The following is a 16,388-nucleotide window of genomic DNA, read 5'->3' on the forward strand; positions in this document are numbered from 1 at the left end:
CTGGCTTTCCATACCTCACCGGCGATACTTTTTTTAGAAAAGGTTTGTTGTTATCCGGCTGGGCAAGCGCCAGTTTATCAGTATTTAACCGCCTTGTTAATTTGTTTACATAAAAGAAACATGATATTTGGCTGAAACGATAAGGCTTTAGCGACTCATATCAAGGCGGGCAGCAGCACCGCGCTAAGCGCGAACCGCCGGGCAAATCACTTTGACACGAAAGCGTGCCGAAGCAAAGCGCCAGCGCCCGTCTTGGCGTCAACGTTATCGCCAGCGCGGCACAGCGAGGGCAATTTCGCGCTGCCCCGCACCCGCGCTACCCTGCAATCACTCCGCTGTCTGCCGCTGCGCTTTCGTTCAAGAGTTAATGCCTAACGTCCACTTTTTTTCATCAATACTCCTCTGGCGCGCGCGCAATTATTAATTCCAATAGTAAGGAGACTGAATGAACACCCTTTTTATGCCCTATCTGGACGTGTCGGTTAACGCAAAATGGGACGAGGGAGAGTCATTTCCCGCAGGACGTCCCAACCCCCTGTATGCCGAACTCGCAGCCGCCTTGAAAACCGATGGCCTGACACTGTCTTTCATTACGCTTGGTCAAGATAATACGCCCTGCTGGTCCGGGCAAACTACTACCCCTTTAAACTGGGCTAAACCGCTTACCGATGCCCTGATCGACGCCGGACTGGGCTTCAAGTTGGCTTTCGGTGGCGCTAGCAATATCGATATCTCCAGCGTCCTTTCCGAAGATGAGCGGCTGGAGGCCTATCGCCAGGCGATTACACTTTATCAGCCGCGAGGTTTGGATTTCGACCTTGAGAACAACCAGTTTGATATGGGGAAAATCAGCGCGGCGCTGGCCCGACTGCAACCCGAACATCCAGAGGTGCAGCTGACGCTGACGCTTCCGACGCTGCCGAGCGGACTGTCGCCCGAGCAGTTTACGCTGGTTGAGCAACTGGCTGCCGCAAACGTAGATTTTATTATCAACGGCATGACGATGGATTACTTCCAGCCCGGCGTTGCCGGCGAAATGGGCCAGGCGGCGAAAGAGGCGGCGATGAGTATCGCGGCCCAGTTGGAGACGCTCTATCCCAATCTCTCCGAGAAAGAGCGATTCGCGAAAATCGGCATAACGCCGATGATCGTCCGAAACGACGATGGCGCCATGTTTACGCTTGACAACGCCTTTAACGTCGCTGCCTTTGCCGCCCAGCAGGGATTATCGTTGCTGTCGCATTGGTCGCTGAACCGCGGCAATCCCTCCCATCTTGGTTATCCCGACAGCGAGAGCAGCAGCAACCAAGACCAGCGCGTGACCGGAGAATACACCAGCAGATTCCTGGCGGGGGCGTCGAGTGTGCCATTTCCTACGTTGCCCGATGTCGTACAGGTGGTCGACGCGCAGCTAAAAACGCCGCCGGTCGATATTACCTCATCGCCGCATTGGCGGGCGAAAGAGATTGAAGCCGCCGTCGCCAGCGCATTGTCGGCCTCAACGCCAGCCGAGGAAGAGCCGTCAGGCGATCTCGTCTCCTCAGCCGAGCAGGGTGCTGACGAGGCTGACGGCGCCGAGACCCCGGCCGCTGCGGTGGGCAGTATCGCCGCCGCCGAGCAAACCGCTGACGAGGATGCCCTGGCCGCTGCCGCGACCGACGGCGCTCGGACCCCGGCCGCCGTGGCGGGCAGTATCGCCGCCGCCGCCGCCGAGCAAACCGCTGACGAGGCCGACCTGGCCGCTGCCGTGACCGACGGCGCTCGGACCCCGGCTGCCGTGGCGGGCAGTATCGCCGCCGCCGAGCAGGCCGACATTCCCGACGCCAGCGTGACGCCAGGTGAGGCCATTGTCAGCGCCGTCGCCACCGCACAGCGCGACGTGCCTGCCGCAGCGTTGACGCCGACCGCCGACAACTTTTTGCCGAGCGCTCGCGCGGCTGAAACCGACACTGAGGTCAACGTCGCCGTCGCTGCAACGGCAACCAAAGCCGAAGCCGAAGCTAAAGCTGAAAACGTCGCCTTCACTGCAACCAAAGCCGAAGCTAAAGCTGAAGCCGTCGCTGCAATGGCAACCGAAGCCGAAGCGATGGCGTCCTAACGCTTCGTCGCCGCACAACTCCCAACGCCAGCCAAATCCCCATCGGCATGCCGGTAGTTTTCCTGGGGGGCGTTGTTTCGGCCTGGCAGGGCGCTTCAGTCGGCAGGCGATACGCTGCCTTATCCTCATCAACCGCAACCTGTCATCAGCCGTTTCACCCTTCAACGAAGGCCGCATCGTTACTCCGATCGCCGGCATACCACCCCTGCCGGGCCGAGCCGATCGAGTTGTAAAAAGCGATTGGCAACGACAATAACGGTTTGCCAATCGCGGGGGGTTGGCATTAGATGGTTGCCCATTACGATGGAGGCATCATGATATGGATATCATCTCTTCTCTCCCTCTCAGCACTATTCTGAACAGCGGTTTTGCACTCAACAGCGGGCGTATTGCGCGCATTATCCAGGCCCGAAAGCTGGAAGACGCCAGCCATATGTGGCTTGTCGATCGACTGTTTGACAAATTTCTGCGCAAGGGGGGCAAACGCGCGGCTATCGCCCGTCTATACCGGCAAGTCAGCCAGCCCGGCGCCGGCGAGCCGCGGGATCTCTCACCGGCAGAGGTGGTTGCCCGTTTTATGCAGTTGCGCGCCTTTGCCAACAGCGAGTACCGTAGCGCTTTTCAGCTGACACTGCGCTATGACCCGCTCGAGCAGGCGCCCTGGTCTTATCTGCTGCAGATCGGCAATTATCGGATCTATCAATCGCCGCCGCTGGATTACCGTCTGGATGATCAGTTCGCTGAAGTTTGCACGATAAAAGTCTTCCAGTCGCTGGACGATGCGCTGATGGAAGTCCATGAACAGCTGACGCCGGAACGGTATATCCAATCGCAAGTCGAAAGTATGGCCGACGCGCCGGCGGTGCGACAAAAACTCCTTGCCGTGCTTGACGATCCCGCCTACGGCCGCGCGAACCTGGTGCGCATTACCGACAGTGACGATAGCACCTGTTTTCTGGCGCATTTTCGCCATGATGTGCTGGCACTTGCCAACCGCTGCGCCACCCACGATGAATTTCGCGGCAGCCGGTTAAAAACGGCGCTGCTGGAAACCGACTACGTTGATTTGCGGGCGCTTTGCCGCAAGAGTTACATGACCAAAGAGGATGCGCTGTTAAAATACCTCTCCAGGCCGCATTGGATGCAGTTGGTTGACTACATCGGTGACGCGGTTTATCGCCCGGAGGTGAGACAGCTTTTATCTGGTTTTGCAGTGGGAGAAACGACCGCCTGTGAATTGTTTAATCTGGCGCAGCCTGATTACGGCGATAGCGATGGGCGGCAAGCGCGCATGACGCAATAACAAAGGCGCCCGCAGGCGCCTTTGTTTTGCCACCGAGCGCAGGAAAATTATTTCTTTTTCTTCGCCTTGGCGTTGGGCAGATCGGTAATGGTCCCTTCGTAAACTTCCGCCGCCAGACCCACCGACTCGTGCAGCGTGGGGTGCGCATGGATGGTCAGCGCAATATCTTCCGCGTCGCAGCCCATTTCGATTGCCAGCCCTATTTCGCCCAACAGCTCGCCGCCGTTGACGCCAACCACGGCGCCGCCGATGACCCGGTGGCTTTCTTTATCGAAAATCAGCTTGGTCATGCCGTCCTGGCAGTCGGAAGCGATGGCGCGCCCGGAGGCCGCCCACGGGAACGTGGCGGCTTCATAGCTGATGCCTTTTTCTTTCGCTTCTTTTTCCGTCAGGCCAACCCATGCCACTTCCGGTTCGGTATAGGCGATGGACGGAATGACTTTAGGATCGAAATAGTGTTTCTTGCCGGCGATGACTTCCGCCGCCACGTGGCCCTCGTGGGTGCCTTTGTGCGCCAGCATCGGCTGGCCGACGATATCACCGATAGCGTAGATGTGCGGCACATTGGTGCGCATTTGTTTGTCGACGCGGATAAAACCGCGATCGTCCACCTCGACCCCGGCCTGGCCGGCATCCAGCAGCTTGCCGTTCGGCACGCGGCCAATGGCGACCAGCACGGCGTCATAGCGCTGGGCTTCTGAGGGCGCTTTTTTCCCTTCCATGCTGACGTACACGCCGTCTTCCCGGGCTTCCACCGCGGTGACTTTGGTTTCCAGCATCAGGTTAAATTGGGAACTGATGCGCTTGGTGAACACTTTCACCACGTCTTTATCGGCCGCCTGGATGACCTGATCAAACATTTCCACCACGTCGATTTCCGAACCCAGCGCGTGGTAAACGGTGGCCATTTCCAGACCGATGATCCCGCCGCCCATCACCAGCAGGCGCTCTGGCACCGACGTCATGGCGAGCGCATCGGTAGAATCCCATACGCGGGGATCATCATGGGGGATAAACGGCAGTTGGATCGGACGCGAGCCTGCGGCGATAATGGCATTGTCAAAGGTGACGGTAGTGGTACCGTTCTCGCCTTCCACTTGCAGCGTGTTGGCGCCGGTGAATTTACCGTAACCGTTTACCACCTTAACCTTACGCGCTTTGGCCATACCGCTCAGGCCGCCGGTCAGCTGATTGACCACCTTTTCCTTCCAGGTGCGCACTTTGTCGATATCGGTTTGCGGCTCGCCAAAGACGATACCGTTTTTGCTCAGCGCCTTGGCCTCTTCGATGACCTTAGCGACGTGCAGTAATGCTTTGGAGGGGATACAGCCTACGTTCAGGCAAACCCCGCCGAGGGTGGAGTAACGTTCCACCAGGACGGTCTCCAGACCTAAATCCGCACAGCGGAATGCAGCGGAATACCCGCCCGGTCCCGCCCCAAGTACCACGACCTGAGTTTTTATTTCAGTACTCATCATGACCTCTTAGTTGATTGTCCGGCGGGTCAGACGTCTATTTTATCGCCTGTGTTTGCATAACGCGCTGTGTCCACCGGGACGTCTCCATCGCGCATAGTTTACAGAAATGTTAATAGACTGCAAAGTATGTTACGATGACGCATGTTTAGTTGGTACCGCCGACGACCTCTTCGTCATCGGCGGCGACGCGGAAACAAGCAGGCCGACCCGCGGGCCGGCCTGGCGGTTACATTACCAAGTGACGGATATCAGACATCACGTTGCTGATGAAGCTGATAAAACGCGCGCCTTCGGCGCCGTCGATGACCCGGTGGTCATAGGACAGCGACAGCGGCAGCATCAGTCGCGGCGCAAACTCTTTACCGTTCCATACCGGTTTCATTGCCGATTTTGACACGCCGAGTATCGCCACTTCCGGCGCATTGACGATAGGCGTGAACGCCGTACCGCCGATGCCGCCTAGGCTGGAGATGGTGAAGCAGCCGCCCTGCATATCCGACGATGTCAGCTTGCCGGCGCGGGCCTTTTTCGAGATCTCCGTCAGCTCGCGCGACAGCTCTACAATGCCTTTCTTGTTCACATCGCGGAACACCGGCACGACCAGACCGTTCGGCGTATCAACCGCCACGCCGATATTGATGTACTTCTTCAGCGTCAGTTTCTGGGCGTCCGCTGACAGCGAGCTGTTGAAACGCGGCAGCTCTTCCAAGGCCTTGGCAACCGCTTTCATGATAAACACCAGCGGGGTGATTTTCACATCCAGCTTCTTCTTCTCGGCTTCGGCGTTCTGCTGTTTGCGGAAGGTTTCCACTTCGGTGATATCGGCTTCGTCGAATTGGGTCACATGGGGGATCATGACCCAGTTGCGGTGCAGGTTGGCGCCGGAGATTTTCTGGATCCGGCCCAGCTCCACCTCTTCAGTGTCGCCGAACTTGCTGAAGTCCACCTTCGGCCACGGCAGCAGCCCCGGCAGTGAACCACCGCCGGCAGCGGCAGGCGCGGCCTCGGCGCGTTTAACCGCCTCTTTGACGTAAGTCTGGATATCTTCACGCAGGATACGGCCTTTGCGTCCGGTGCCCTTCACCTTAGCCAGGTTGACGCCGAACTCGCGCGCCAGACGGCGAATCACCGGTGTGGCGTGCACATAGGCATCGTTTTCGGCAAATTCACCTTTGCCTGCGGACGACGACGGGGCGGCAGCCGCGCTTTTATTGGCGTCGGATGCCGGCTCAGGGGCCACAGCCGCAGCGCTTTCCTTGGCGGCGGCCGGGGCCGGGGCAGCGCCTTCCACCTCGAACACCATAATTTGCGAACCGGTGCTGACCTTGTCGCCGACGTTAATCTTGATCTCTTTGACGATACCCGCGAACGGCGCCGGCACCTCCATCGATGCTTTGTCACCTTCCACGGTAATCAGCGACTGCTCGGCGCTTATCTTATCGCCCACTTTGGCCATGACCTCGGTGACTTCCACTTCGTCGCCGCCGATATCCGGTACATTGACGTCTTGGCTACCGCCGGATTGAGCGGGCGCGCTCTGCTGCTGCGCCTGCGGCGCTTCGGCCTCGGCCGGAACGGCGTCGCTGCCGCCACCTGCGACCTCAAAGACCATAATAAGCGAACCCGTGTTCACTTTATCGCCGGTGTTGACCTTCAGCTCTTTGACCGTCCCCGCGAACGGCGCCGGTACTTCCATCGACGCCTTATCTCCCTCGACGGTGATAAGCGACTGTTCGGCTTCAACCTTGTCGCCCACCTTGACCAGCACTTCGGTGACTTCCACCTCGTCGCCGCCGATATCAGGAACGTTAACCTCTTTACTCTGTGCGGCACCGTCGGCGGCGGCCGGATTGGCCGCCGGCGCGCTGTCGGCCTGCTCCGGCGCGGCGGCAGGCTTCTCATCGCCACCCTCGGCTTCCTCGAAGACCATAATCAGTTTGCCGGTGGTGACTTTATCGCCCACCGCCACCTTCAACTCTTTCACCACCCCCGCCTGCGGCGAGGGAACTTCCATGGACGCTTTGTCGCCTTCCACGGTAATCAGCGACTGCTCGGCGTCAACTTTATCGCCCACGCTGACTAGGACTTCGGTGACTTCCGCTTCATCTGCACCGATATCCGGTACGTTGATTTCAATAGCCATGATTTACTCTACCTCTTACGCCAGACGCGGGTTGACTTTGTCAGCATCGATGCCGAATTTGCTGATGGCCTGCGCCACCACATCAGCGCCGATATCGCCGCGTTTGGCCAATTCACCCAGCGCCGCCACCACCACATAGCTGGCGTCCACTTCAAAGTGATGACGCAGGTTCTCGCGGCTGTCGGAACGGCCGAAACCGTCGGTGCCCAGAACGCGGAACTCGCTGGCAGGAATAAAGTTGCGGATCTGCTCGGCGAACAGTTTCATATAGTCGGTGGACGCTACCGCCGGCGCATCGTTCAGCACGGTGGCCACATAGGGTACGCGCGGCGTTTCGGTCGGATGCAGCATGTTCCAGCGTTCGCAATCCTGGCCATCGCGCGCCAGTTCGGTGAACGAGGTCACGCTGTACACATCGGAGCCGACACCATAGTCTTTCGACAGGATCTGCGCCGCTTCGCGCACGTGGCGTAGAATGGCGCCGGAGCCCATCAGTTGCACTTTGCCTTTGCCGCCTTCCAGCGTTTCCAGCTTGTGGATACCTTTGCGAATACCCTCTTCCGCGCCTTTCGGCATGGCGGGCATGGCGTAGTTTTCGTTCAGCGTGGTCAGATAGTAGTAAACGTTTTCCGGCTTATCACCGTACATTCGGGTGAGACCGTCATGCATGATGACCGCGACTTCATAGGCATAGGCCGGATCGTAGGAGATGCAGTTCGGGATGGTCAGCGACTGAATATGGCTGTGGCCGTCTTCGTGCTGCAAGCCTTCACCGTTCAGCGTCGTGCGCCCCGAGGTGCCGCCGATAAGGAAGCCGCGCGCCTGCTGGTCGCCCGCCGCCCAGCACAGATCGCCGATCCGCTGGAAACCGAACATCGAATAATAGATGTAGAACGGAATCATCGGCAAATCGTTGGTGCTGTAGGAGGTCGCCGCCGCCAGCCAGGAGGAGGCCGCGCCCAGCTCATTGATCCCTTCTTGCAGGATCTGCCCTTTTTCATCTTCGCGGTAATAAGCGACCTGCTCGCGGTCTTGCGGCGTGTACTGCTGACCGTTCGGACTGTAGATGCCTATCTGGCGGAAAAGACCTTCCATGCCGAAGGTACGGGCTTCGTCGGCAATGATCGGGACCAGACGATCTTTGATCGACTTGTTCTTCAACATCACATTCAGCACGCGGACAAAAGCGATGGTGGTGGAAATTTCTTTCTTTTGCTCTTCCAGCAGCGGCGCAAAGTCCTCAAGCGTCGGCAGCTCCAGCGGCTTGGTGAAATCCTTCAGGCGGCTCGGCAAATAGCCGTGCAGCGCTTTACGGCGCTCGTGCAAATAGGTGTGCTCTTCGGACCCTTCGTCAAAAGTGATGTAGGGCAGCGCTTCAATCTTTTCGTCGGTAATGGTGTTCAGGTTGAAACGATCGCGGAAGTAACGCACCTCTTCCATGTTCATTTTCTTCACCTGATGGGCAATGTTCATGCCTTCCGCGGTCACACCCATGCCGTAGCCTTTGATGGTGTGCGCCAGGATAACCACGGGCTTGCCGGTGGTTTTCTTGGCTTTTTGCAGAGCGGCATAGATTTTCTTCGGATCGTGGCCGCCGCGGTTGAGCGCCCAAATCTCGTCGTCGCTCATGTCTTTCACCAGCGCCGCGGTTTCCGGGTATTTGCCAAAGAAGTGCTCGCGGACATAGGCGCCGTTTTTCGATTTGAAGGTCTGATAGTCGCCGTCGACGGTTTCGTTCATCAGCTGAATCAGCTTGCCGGAGGTGTCTTTGCGCAGCAGCTCATCCCAGCGGCTGCCCCAGACCACCTTGATCACTTCCCAACCGGCGCCGCCGAACACGCCTTCCAGCTCGTTGATGATCTTGCCGTTACCGGTGACCGGGCCGTCCAGACGCTGCAGGTTACAGTTAATGATGAATACCAGGTTGTCCAGCTTCTCGCGGGTCGCGATGGTGATGGCGCCCTTGGATTCCGACTCGTCCATCTCACCGTCGCCCAGGAAGGCGTACACGGTCTGATTGCTGGTGTCCTTCAGCGCGCGATGGTCCAGGTACTTGAGGAATTTGGCCTGATAGATGGCGCTTATCGGGCCGAGGCCCATCGACACCGTCGGGAACTGCCAGAACTCCGGCATCAGCTTCGGATGCGGATAGGATGACAACCCTTTACCGTGCACTTCCTGGCGGAAATTGTTCATCTGATCTTCGCTCAGACGGCCTTCAAGGAAAGCGCGGGCGTACACGCCGGGGGAGATGTGCCCCTGGAAGTAGACCAGGTCGCCGCCGTCTTTGTCGTTACGCGCGCGGAAGAAATGGTTGAAGCACACTTCATAAATGGTGGCGGACGACTGGAATGATGCCATGTGGCCGCCCAGTTCCAAATCTTTCTTCGACGCGTGCAGCACGGTCATCACGGCATTCCAGCGAATAGCGGAACGGATGCGGCGCTCTAATTCCAGATTGCCGGGATACTCTGGCTCCTCTTCGACCGGAATCGTGTTGATGTAGTTGCGTCCGGCGGCACCTTGCGCAATGCTTACCCCACCTTTACGCGCTTCATCCAGCACCTGATCAATCAGGAATTGCGCGCGTTCAATACCTTCTTCACGGATAACCGATTCGATCGCCTGGAGCCAGTCGCGTGTTTCGATCGGATCCACGTCATTGTACAAACGTTCTGACATGGTGGTGTTCCTTATCTATCTTTAATATTGGTTTAGTTGTAGCCTGTCTTCCTATGCTCTGGCCGTCAGAACATACGAAGACAGGCCCATAGCTTCTGCTGCCGCGTGGGCCGCCGTTCCCGGAGGCTTAATCCTTGCGTTGCTGGAGACGTCGAAGCGATCGTTCGCGCCGGCTATGTTCCCGGCCAAGGTCCAGCAAAATTTCCTCAATAAACGCCAGATGGCGATGTGACGCCTCGCGCGCCTTTTCCGGCTCGCGCGCAACTATCGCCGCGAAAATTCCGGCGCGGTGGCTGCTCACCTGCGCCAGCATTTCCCGGCGCGAGTAGAGCAATTCAAAATTCTGACGCACGTTGTTTTCCAACATCGGTCCCATACAGCGCACCAGATGTAATAAAACCGCATTATGCGCGGCTTCGGTGACGGCAATTTGATAATTCATGACGGCATCGGCTTCCGCGTCGAGATCGCCGCTGTCCTGCGCCGCCTGAATCGCCTGATGGCATTCACGGATATGCTCGAAATCCTGCTCGGTACCGCGCAGCGCCGCATAATAGGCAGCAATACCTTCAAGGGCGTGGCGGGTCTCCAGCAGGTCGTATTGCGATTCAGGGTGTTCCGCCAACAGTTCAGTCAGCGGATCGCTGAAGCTTTGCCATAAATTGCTTTGCACAAACGTCCCTCCGCCCTGCCGACGCAGCAGCAGGCCTTTGGCTTCCAATCGCTGGATGGCTTCCCGCAGCGAGGGGCGGGATACGTCAAACTGCTTGGCCAGTTCACGCTCGGGGGGCAGTTTTTCGCCGGGGCGCAGCGTCCCTTCCAGAATCAAATATTCCAACTGTTGTTCTATGACATCCGATAACTTGGGTTGGCGGATCTTACTATAGGCCATTTCTTGTCTTCTCAGCGGATGGCGCGGAGTCAATTGGTAATACCAATTACATTTACACGGTGCTAAAAGTAACAAAGTATTCACCTTCTGTCCATCGTGGCCTTGACCTAAATCATCAAATCGCGCACATTCTCACAAAAGCCTTACATCTGTCTGTGCTGCGCCAGGCCCGTACGACAGCACAATCTTGTTTATGATATAAAAGGTTATTAACCTCTGTGAAACCTAATGTGCGTCCGGCCAAGGGATTTCCACGCGCATTTGGGGCAAAAAACCGCAGCGAAATGCGTAACCATGCACGCCCATGATCACCCTGCCAAGGCCGGCGGTTTTCGCGGAAGGCAACCTTGCTCGTCCGCCTGTCGACGTGCGCGATTTATTCCTTAGCCGCCATCATAAATTCCGTGCAAACCTTTCGACATATCACTATTCTGTTGCCCGCGACAGCCCGGACGCGAAAATACCACGCCGCGGCGCGTAAATTAAAACGTACAACAACCGTAACCGTGGACAGACACAGCGCAGGTCGGCATCCAGGTATCTGCCCGCCTTTGATTTAGCCCCCTGAAATACCAGACAGTAGCTGTATCTCCAGATAAGAGATAGGCTTGAATATATGTCTAACACTAACGCCAATTTTGATATGACCGGGATCCCGTTAGGTCAAGAAGTCCGTAAACGTAAAACTCCTCAGGAAAAAATGGCCATTATTCAGCAGAGGATGGAGCCCGGCATGAATGTCTCCCATCTCGCACGACTGCACGGTATCCAGCCCAGCCTGCTGTTTAAGTGGAAAAAGCAATATCAGGAAGGCAGCCTCACCGCCGTGGCTGCCGGGGAGGACGTTGTTCCTGCCTCTGAGCTTGCAGCTGCATTGAAGCAGGTCCGGGAGCTCCAGCGCCTTCTGGGTAAGAAGACGATGGAGGTTGAGATCCTAAAAGAAGCCGTGGAGTACGGCCAGTCACGAAAATGGATAGCGCACGCGCCCTTGTTGCCAAAGGCCGGGGAATAGCACAGGTCAGCCGCGCCATGAGCGTGTCGCGTGCGCCGCTGTCACTGCGGATTAAGCGTTCTGCCGACTGGCAGGACAGGCGCTGTAACCGGCGTAATGACGAAGCAGACGCTGAAATACTGTCGGACATCCTCGACATCATCAGCGATATGCCCAGCTACGGCTATCGGCGGGTGTGGGGCATCCTGCGTAAACAACGTCGCGCAGAGGGACTGCCGCCGGTAAATGCGAAACGACTTTACAGGATCATGTGTGAGCATAACCTGCTGTTATTACATTGAAAACCAGAGCGGCCGAGGCGTGAGCATAAGGGCAGGATCGCGGTGGCAGAAAGCGATATGCGCTGGTGTTCAGATGGCTTCGAGTTCGGCTGCGACAACGGTGAAAAACTGCGGGTCACCTTCGCACTGGACTGCTGCGACAGAGAGGCCATAGACTGGGCTGCGAGCACTGGAGGCTACGACAGTTCGACCGTGCAGGATGTGATGCTGATGTCGGTAGAAAAGCGCTTCGGCGACAGGTTACCCGATACAGCGGTGCAGTGGTTGACGGACAACGGTTCAGCGTATACCGCGCATGAAACGCAGAGGTTCGCCAGAGAACTGGATCTGGAGCCCTGCACAACAGCGGTGAGCAGCCCGCAGAGAATGGCCGAACGGTTCGTGAAGACGATGAAGGAAGACTATATCGAGTTCATGCCAAAACCGGATGCGAGAACAGCCCTGCGAAACCTTGCAGCAGCGTTCACGCATTACAATGAAAACCATCCGCACAGCGCGCTGGGATATCACTCTCCGAGAGAATACCGGCGGCAGCGGGCTTCGTTAACTTAAGATACAAAAGCTGTACGGAGATGGCGGGGCAAGATCAGTATCTGCCCGCCTTAACGACAGAGGATTCGATGATGGAAGGTCAACAGCGCGATGAGACGCTGAAACGCGGGCTAAAAAACCGCCATATACAGCTTATTGCTTTGGGCGGGGCGATTGGCACCGGCCTGTTTCTGGGGATTGCACAAACCATACAAATGGCCGGCCCTTCGGTTATTCTTAGCTATGCTATCGGCGGTTTAATCGCATTCCTTATCATGCGCCAGCTGGGCGAGATGGTGGTGGAAGAGCCAGTGGCGGGCTCTTTTAGCCACTTCGCCTATAAATACTGGGGTAACTTCGCCGGCTTCGCCTCCGGCTGGAACTACTGGGTGCTGTATGTGCTGGTGGCGATGGCGGAATTGTCCGCGGTAGGCATCTATATGCAATATTGGTGGCCCTGGCTGCCGACCTGGGTATCGGCGGCGGTGTTTTTCCTGCTGATTAATGCCATCAATCTGGCCAACGTAAAGCTTTACGGTGAAATGGAATTCTGGTTTGCCATTATCAAGGTTGCCGCCATCGTCGCGATGATCGTGTTTGGCGCCTGGCTCCTGCTCAGCGGACGTGGCGGCCCGGAGGCCAGCGTCAGCAATTTATGGGCGCAGGGGGGCTTTTTCCCGCACGGAGGCAAAGGGTTGCTGATGGCCATGGCGGTCATCATGTTTTCCTTTGGCGGTCTGGAGCTGGTGGGGATTACCGCCGCCGAGGCCGATGACCCGACGCGCAATATTCCTAAAGCCACCAATCAGGTCATTTACCGCATCCTGATATTCTACATCGGCGCGCTGGCGATCCTGCTTTCGCTTTACCCCTGGACCAAAGTGGTGGAAGGTGGCAGCCCGTTTGTCCTGATTTTCCAAGCCCTCAACAGCTATTGGGTGGCCAATATCCTTAATCTGGTGGTCTTGACCGCCGCGCTGTCGGTCTATAACAGCTGCGTTTACAGTAATAGCCGCATGCTGTACGGTCTGGCCCGTCAAGGCAATGGCCCACAATCGCTGGCGAAAGTAGACCGGCGCGGCGTGCCGGTTGCCGCGCTCGGCGTCTCGGCGGTGGCGACCGCGATTTGCGTGTTGCTTAATTATTTCATGCCAGGCGAGGCGTTTGGTCTGCTGATGGCGCTGGTGGTGTCAGCGCTGGTGATCAATTGGAGCATGATTAGCCTGGCGCATTGGAAATTCCGCCGCAAAAAAATGCAACAGGGCGCCGTCCCGCGCTTTCCGGCGCTGTGGTATCCGGTCGGCAACTGTCTTTGCTTGCTCTTCATGGCGGGTATTCTAGCGATTATGCTGCTCACCCCGGGCATGGCGATATCGGTGTATTTGATTCCGGTATGGTTAGTGGTGTTGGGTATCGGCTTCGCGCTAAAAACCTCCGGCCCGCGCGCAGACGCACGCTGATCCCCGTCCCCGCGCCGGCCGGTGTTACCGTGCCGGCGACGGGCGGGCAGCTTAGACCAGCGCGCCGTAGATGGTCAACAGCGCCACTACCACCACAATCACTAACGTGACTTTTTTCGCCAGCGCTACCGCGGCGCGGGGCGTTTGCACCGCATCCAGATGCGGCTCACGCGCCAGCGAAAACTGTGCCAGCCTTGTCAGCACCTGATATTGACTGCTGTGAATATCCCATAATGAGGCAAACCAGGCCGGCAGCGCCTTCTCACCATGCCCCAGCAAAGCATAGGCCGCGCCCGCCAGCCGCACCGGCAGCCAATCCAGCCAGTGCAACAGCGTATCGATGCCGGAGCGTGCGCGTTTTAACGGCGTGGAGCGGCGCGCCAGCCAGGTTTGCCAGGCGCGCAGAAAGGCATAGCCCGCCAGAGGCACCGGCCCCCAGGGGCCGCCGATGACCAGCCAAAACAGCGGCGCCAGATAAAACCGGAAGTTGATCCACAGCAGCGCGTTTTGCAGTTCGCGCAAGCGCTCGGCCGGAGCACCTTCCACCGGCAAGCCGTGAATCAGCGCTAGCTCCTCGCTCATCGCCGCACTGGCGTCGATGTCGCCGCGGGCGGCGGCAACCAGATAGTCACGATAATGGCAACGGATCCCGCCCGCGCCGATGCACAATAGCGCCAGGATGACCCACAGCAGCAGGGGGATTTGGTAAAACCAACCCGATACCAGCCGCAGGCAGACCGCGACCAATAACATCCAGCACAGCGCCAGCATCAGCGTCTGCGCCAGCGACGTCTCGCGCAGGCGGCTGAACGGCCGCTCAAGCCAGCGATCCAGTTGCCAATGTTCACCGTGCTTGAATAACCGCTCCCAGGCCAGCACCAATAGTAATGTAAACAGCGTCATAACCCGCGTCTCCTTGTTAAATGTCGTCAGGCGGTGGTGACAGTAGTTGTCGAAAATCGCGCCAGCTAAAGGACGGTCCTGGATCGGTTTTACGCTCAGGCGCGATATCACTATGGCCGGTAATGTGCGCCGGCGTTATGGGATAATGGCGCATCAACAAGCGGGTCACGTCGGCAAGCGCGTAATACTGAGCATCGGTATAGGGCAGCGTATCGGTCCCTTCCATCTCAATGCCAATGGAAAAATCATTGCAACGCTCACGCCCTTGGTAGCAAGACACCCCCGCGTGCCAAGCGCGTCGATGAAAGGGAACATACTGCACCACCTCCCCGTCGCGCCGAATGAGGCAATGCGCGGACACGCGCAGTTGCCAGATAGCGGCAAAATAGGGATCGTCCGCAGGATCCAACGTACCGGTAAACAGCCGATCTATCCAGGGGCCGCCAAAGTGGCCCGGCGGCAAACTGATATTATGTACCACTAGCAAGGTAGGAAAGACGTTCGCCGGTCGACAGTCGCAATGGGGAGAAGGCACGCGTTTCACATCTGCAATCCAACCGTTATCCAACCGCATGGTGACCTCATTTTACCGAGTATGGTACTTCGCCCGGCTTCAGGGTAGCATGAATCATCACTTCCCTTTATCCGCAGATACGGAGATTTTTATGTCGACCCGCCGTTATAACGTTGAGCGCCGCCGGGCGGAATTGCTTGCACGAATTCAACAGGATATCCCGCCGTCGGTTCTCGCCGCGTTAAAAGAAGATCTGGGCGGCGGCACCGACGCGCAGGCCGATATCACCGCCTTGCTGCTGCCGGCGGACAACCAGGCCAGCGCCGTGATTATCACCCGCGAAAACGGCGTTTTTTGCGGCCAACGCTGGCTTGAAGAGGTCTTCAACCAGTTGGGCGGCGGCGTGGCGATTGACTGGCTGGTCGCGGATGGCGATGACATTATAGCCAATCAACCCTTGTGCCGACTGAGCGGGCCGGCCCGCCTGCTGCTTACCGGCGAGCGGACCGCGCTCAATTTCGTCCAGATGCTGTGCGGCGTGGCCAGCGAAGTGAAACGCTATGTCGCTGCGCTGGCGGGTACCGATACCACGCTGCTGGATACGCGTAAAACCTTGCCGGGGCTTCGGACGGCGCTGAAATACGCGGTACTGTGCGGCGGCGGCGGCAACCACCGGTTATGGCTGGCGGACGCGTTCCTCATCAAGGAGAATCATATCATCGCCGCCGGGTCTATCGCCAACGCCGTCGCCAACGCCATGGCGCTGCGCGCCGATGTGCCGGTGGAAGTCGAAGTGGAATCGCTAGATGAGCTGCATCAAGCGCTGGACGCCGGCGCCGATATCATTATGCTCGACAATTTCAGCCGTGAGGATATGGTGCAAGCGGTGGCAGTGACCCGCCAGCGGGCGGCGTTGGAGGTATCCGGCAATGTCACGCTCGCCACGCTGCGCGACTACGCGCTGACCGGCGTCGATTACATTTCCGTCGGCGCGTTGACCAAGCATCTGCGGGCGCTGGATCTCTCCTTGCGTTTTCATTAACGAAATACTGCGCGCGGCCACGCAATTTGCATGTCATAACCTGCCGCCG

10 protein-coding genes and 1 pseudogene are annotated in these 16,388 nt (G+C 57.9%); 5 read left to right on the plus strand and 6 right to left on the minus strand.

Going from position 1 to position 16,388, the window contains the following annotated elements; genetic code table 11:
* The first annotated feature begins 445 nt into the window (after window positions 1-445).
* Window positions 446-2,098, plus strand: coding sequence for a glycoside hydrolase family 18 protein (locus JZM24_RS09965; protein ID WP_215669524.1), 1,653 nt, complete (start codon window positions 446-448; stop codon window positions 2,096-2,098).
* 319 nt (window positions 2,099-2,417) lie between these two features.
* Window positions 2,418-3,401, plus strand: coding sequence for a hypothetical protein (locus tag JZM24_RS09970; RefSeq protein WP_215669525.1), 984 nt, complete (start codon window positions 2,418-2,420; stop codon window positions 3,399-3,401).
* A 47-nt stretch (window positions 3,402-3,448) separates the two neighbouring features.
* Here JZM24_RS09970 and lpdA read toward each other — a convergent pair whose 3' ends face one another.
* The 4 genes from lpdA to pdhR form a co-directional block, all read right to left on the minus strand.
* Window positions 3,449-4,876: a dihydrolipoyl dehydrogenase gene (gene lpdA, locus JZM24_RS09975; RefSeq protein WP_215669526.1), complete on the minus strand. Its 1,428-nt coding sequence runs from the start codon at window positions 4,874-4,876 to the stop codon at window positions 3,449-3,451.
* A gap of 229 nt (window positions 4,877-5,105) precedes the next feature.
* A complete protein-coding gene (gene aceF / locus JZM24_RS09980; RefSeq protein WP_215669527.1) occupies window positions 5,106-7,022 on the minus strand; it encodes a pyruvate dehydrogenase complex dihydrolipoyllysine-residue acetyltransferase in 1,917 nt (638 codons plus the stop codon).
* Between the two features lie 15 nt (window positions 7,023-7,037).
* Window positions 7,038-9,704 (minus strand): pyruvate dehydrogenase (acetyl-transferring), homodimeric type, encoded by a 2,667-nt coding sequence (gene aceE, locus JZM24_RS09985; protein WP_215669528.1) that lies wholly within the window; start codon window positions 9,702-9,704, stop codon window positions 7,038-7,040.
* A 127-nt stretch (window positions 9,705-9,831) separates the two neighbouring features.
* Window positions 9,832-10,596 (minus strand): pyruvate dehydrogenase complex transcriptional repressor PdhR, encoded by a 765-nt coding sequence (gene pdhR, locus JZM24_RS09990; protein WP_025423456.1) that lies wholly within the window; start codon window positions 10,594-10,596, stop codon window positions 9,832-9,834.
* Between the two features lie 643 nt (window positions 10,597-11,239).
* Between pdhR and JZM24_RS09995 the strand changes: the two are divergent.
* Window positions 11,240-12,441, plus strand: a pseudogene (locus JZM24_RS09995) (IS3 family transposase).
* Window positions 12,442-12,512: 71 nt separating this feature from the next.
* Window positions 12,513-13,880 (plus strand): amino acid permease, encoded by a 1,368-nt coding sequence (locus JZM24_RS10000; protein WP_215670102.1) that lies wholly within the window; start codon window positions 12,513-12,515, stop codon window positions 13,878-13,880.
* 51 nt (window positions 13,881-13,931) lie between these two features.
* On the opposite strand, the gene ampE is transcribed toward JZM24_RS10000, so the two are convergent.
* Together ampE and ampD are read right to left on the minus strand one after the other, a co-directional pair.
* Window positions 13,932-14,783 carry a beta-lactamase regulator AmpE gene (gene ampE, locus JZM24_RS10005; protein WP_215669529.1) on the minus strand — a complete coding sequence of 284 codons (852 nt, stop codon included), beginning with the start codon at window positions 14,781-14,783 and terminating at the stop codon, window positions 13,932-13,934.
* A gap of 16 nt (window positions 14,784-14,799) precedes the next feature.
* Window positions 14,800-15,357 (minus strand): 1,6-anhydro-N-acetylmuramyl-L-alanine amidase AmpD, encoded by a 558-nt coding sequence (ampD, locus tag JZM24_RS10010; protein WP_215669530.1) that lies wholly within the window; start codon window positions 15,355-15,357, stop codon window positions 14,800-14,802.
* Window positions 15,358-15,448: 91 nt separating this feature from the next.
* On the opposite strand from ampD, the gene nadC reads away from it, so the two are divergent.
* Window positions 15,449-16,339, plus strand: a complete 891-nt coding sequence (gene nadC, locus JZM24_RS10015; RefSeq protein ID WP_215669531.1) for a carboxylating nicotinate-nucleotide diphosphorylase — start codon at window positions 15,449-15,451, stop codon at window positions 16,337-16,339.
* The last annotated feature ends 49 nt before the right edge of the window (window positions 16,340-16,388 follow it).

The sequence above is a fragment of the Candidatus Sodalis endolongispinus genome (assembly GCF_018777395.1).
GTDB classification, from domain to species: Bacteria; Pseudomonadota; Gammaproteobacteria; order Enterobacterales; family Enterobacteriaceae; genus Sodalis_B; species Sodalis_B endolongispinus.

What these genes read in the sequence shown, in the direction of transcription:
- lpdA (WP_215669526.1), bottom strand. Translation starts at nt 4,876, where the DNA reads ATGAGTACTGAAATAAAAACTCAGGTCGTGGTACTTGGGGCGGGACCG.
- JZM24_RS09965 (WP_215669524.1), top strand. Translation starts at nt 446, where the DNA reads ATGAACACCCTTTTTATGCCCTATCTGGACGTGTCGGTTAACGCAAAA.
- ampD (WP_215669530.1), bottom strand. Translation starts at nt 15,357, where the DNA reads ATGCGGTTGGATAACGGTTGGATTGCAGATGTGAAACGCGTGCCTTCT.
- aceE (WP_215669528.1), bottom strand. Translation starts at nt 9,704, where the DNA reads ATGTCAGAACGTTTGTACAATGACGTGGATCCGATCGAAACACGCGAC.
- JZM24_RS09970 (WP_215669525.1), top strand. Translation starts at nt 2,418, where the DNA reads ATGGATATCATCTCTTCTCTCCCTCTCAGCACTATTCTGAACAGCGGT.
- pdhR (WP_025423456.1), bottom strand. Translation starts at nt 10,596, where the DNA reads ATGGCCTATAGTAAGATCCGCCAACCCAAGTTATCGGATGTCATAGAA.
- ampE (WP_215669529.1), bottom strand. Translation starts at nt 14,783, where the DNA reads ATGACGCTGTTTACATTACTATTGGTGCTGGCCTGGGAGCGGTTATTC.
- JZM24_RS10000 (WP_215670102.1), top strand. Translation starts at nt 12,513, where the DNA reads ATGGAAGGTCAACAGCGCGATGAGACGCTGAAACGCGGGCTAAAAAAC.
- aceF (WP_215669527.1), bottom strand. Translation starts at nt 7,022, where the DNA reads ATGGCTATTGAAATCAACGTACCGGATATCGGTGCAGATGAAGCGGAA.
- nadC (WP_215669531.1), top strand. Translation starts at nt 15,449, where the DNA reads ATGTCGACCCGCCGTTATAACGTTGAGCGCCGCCGGGCGGAATTGCTT.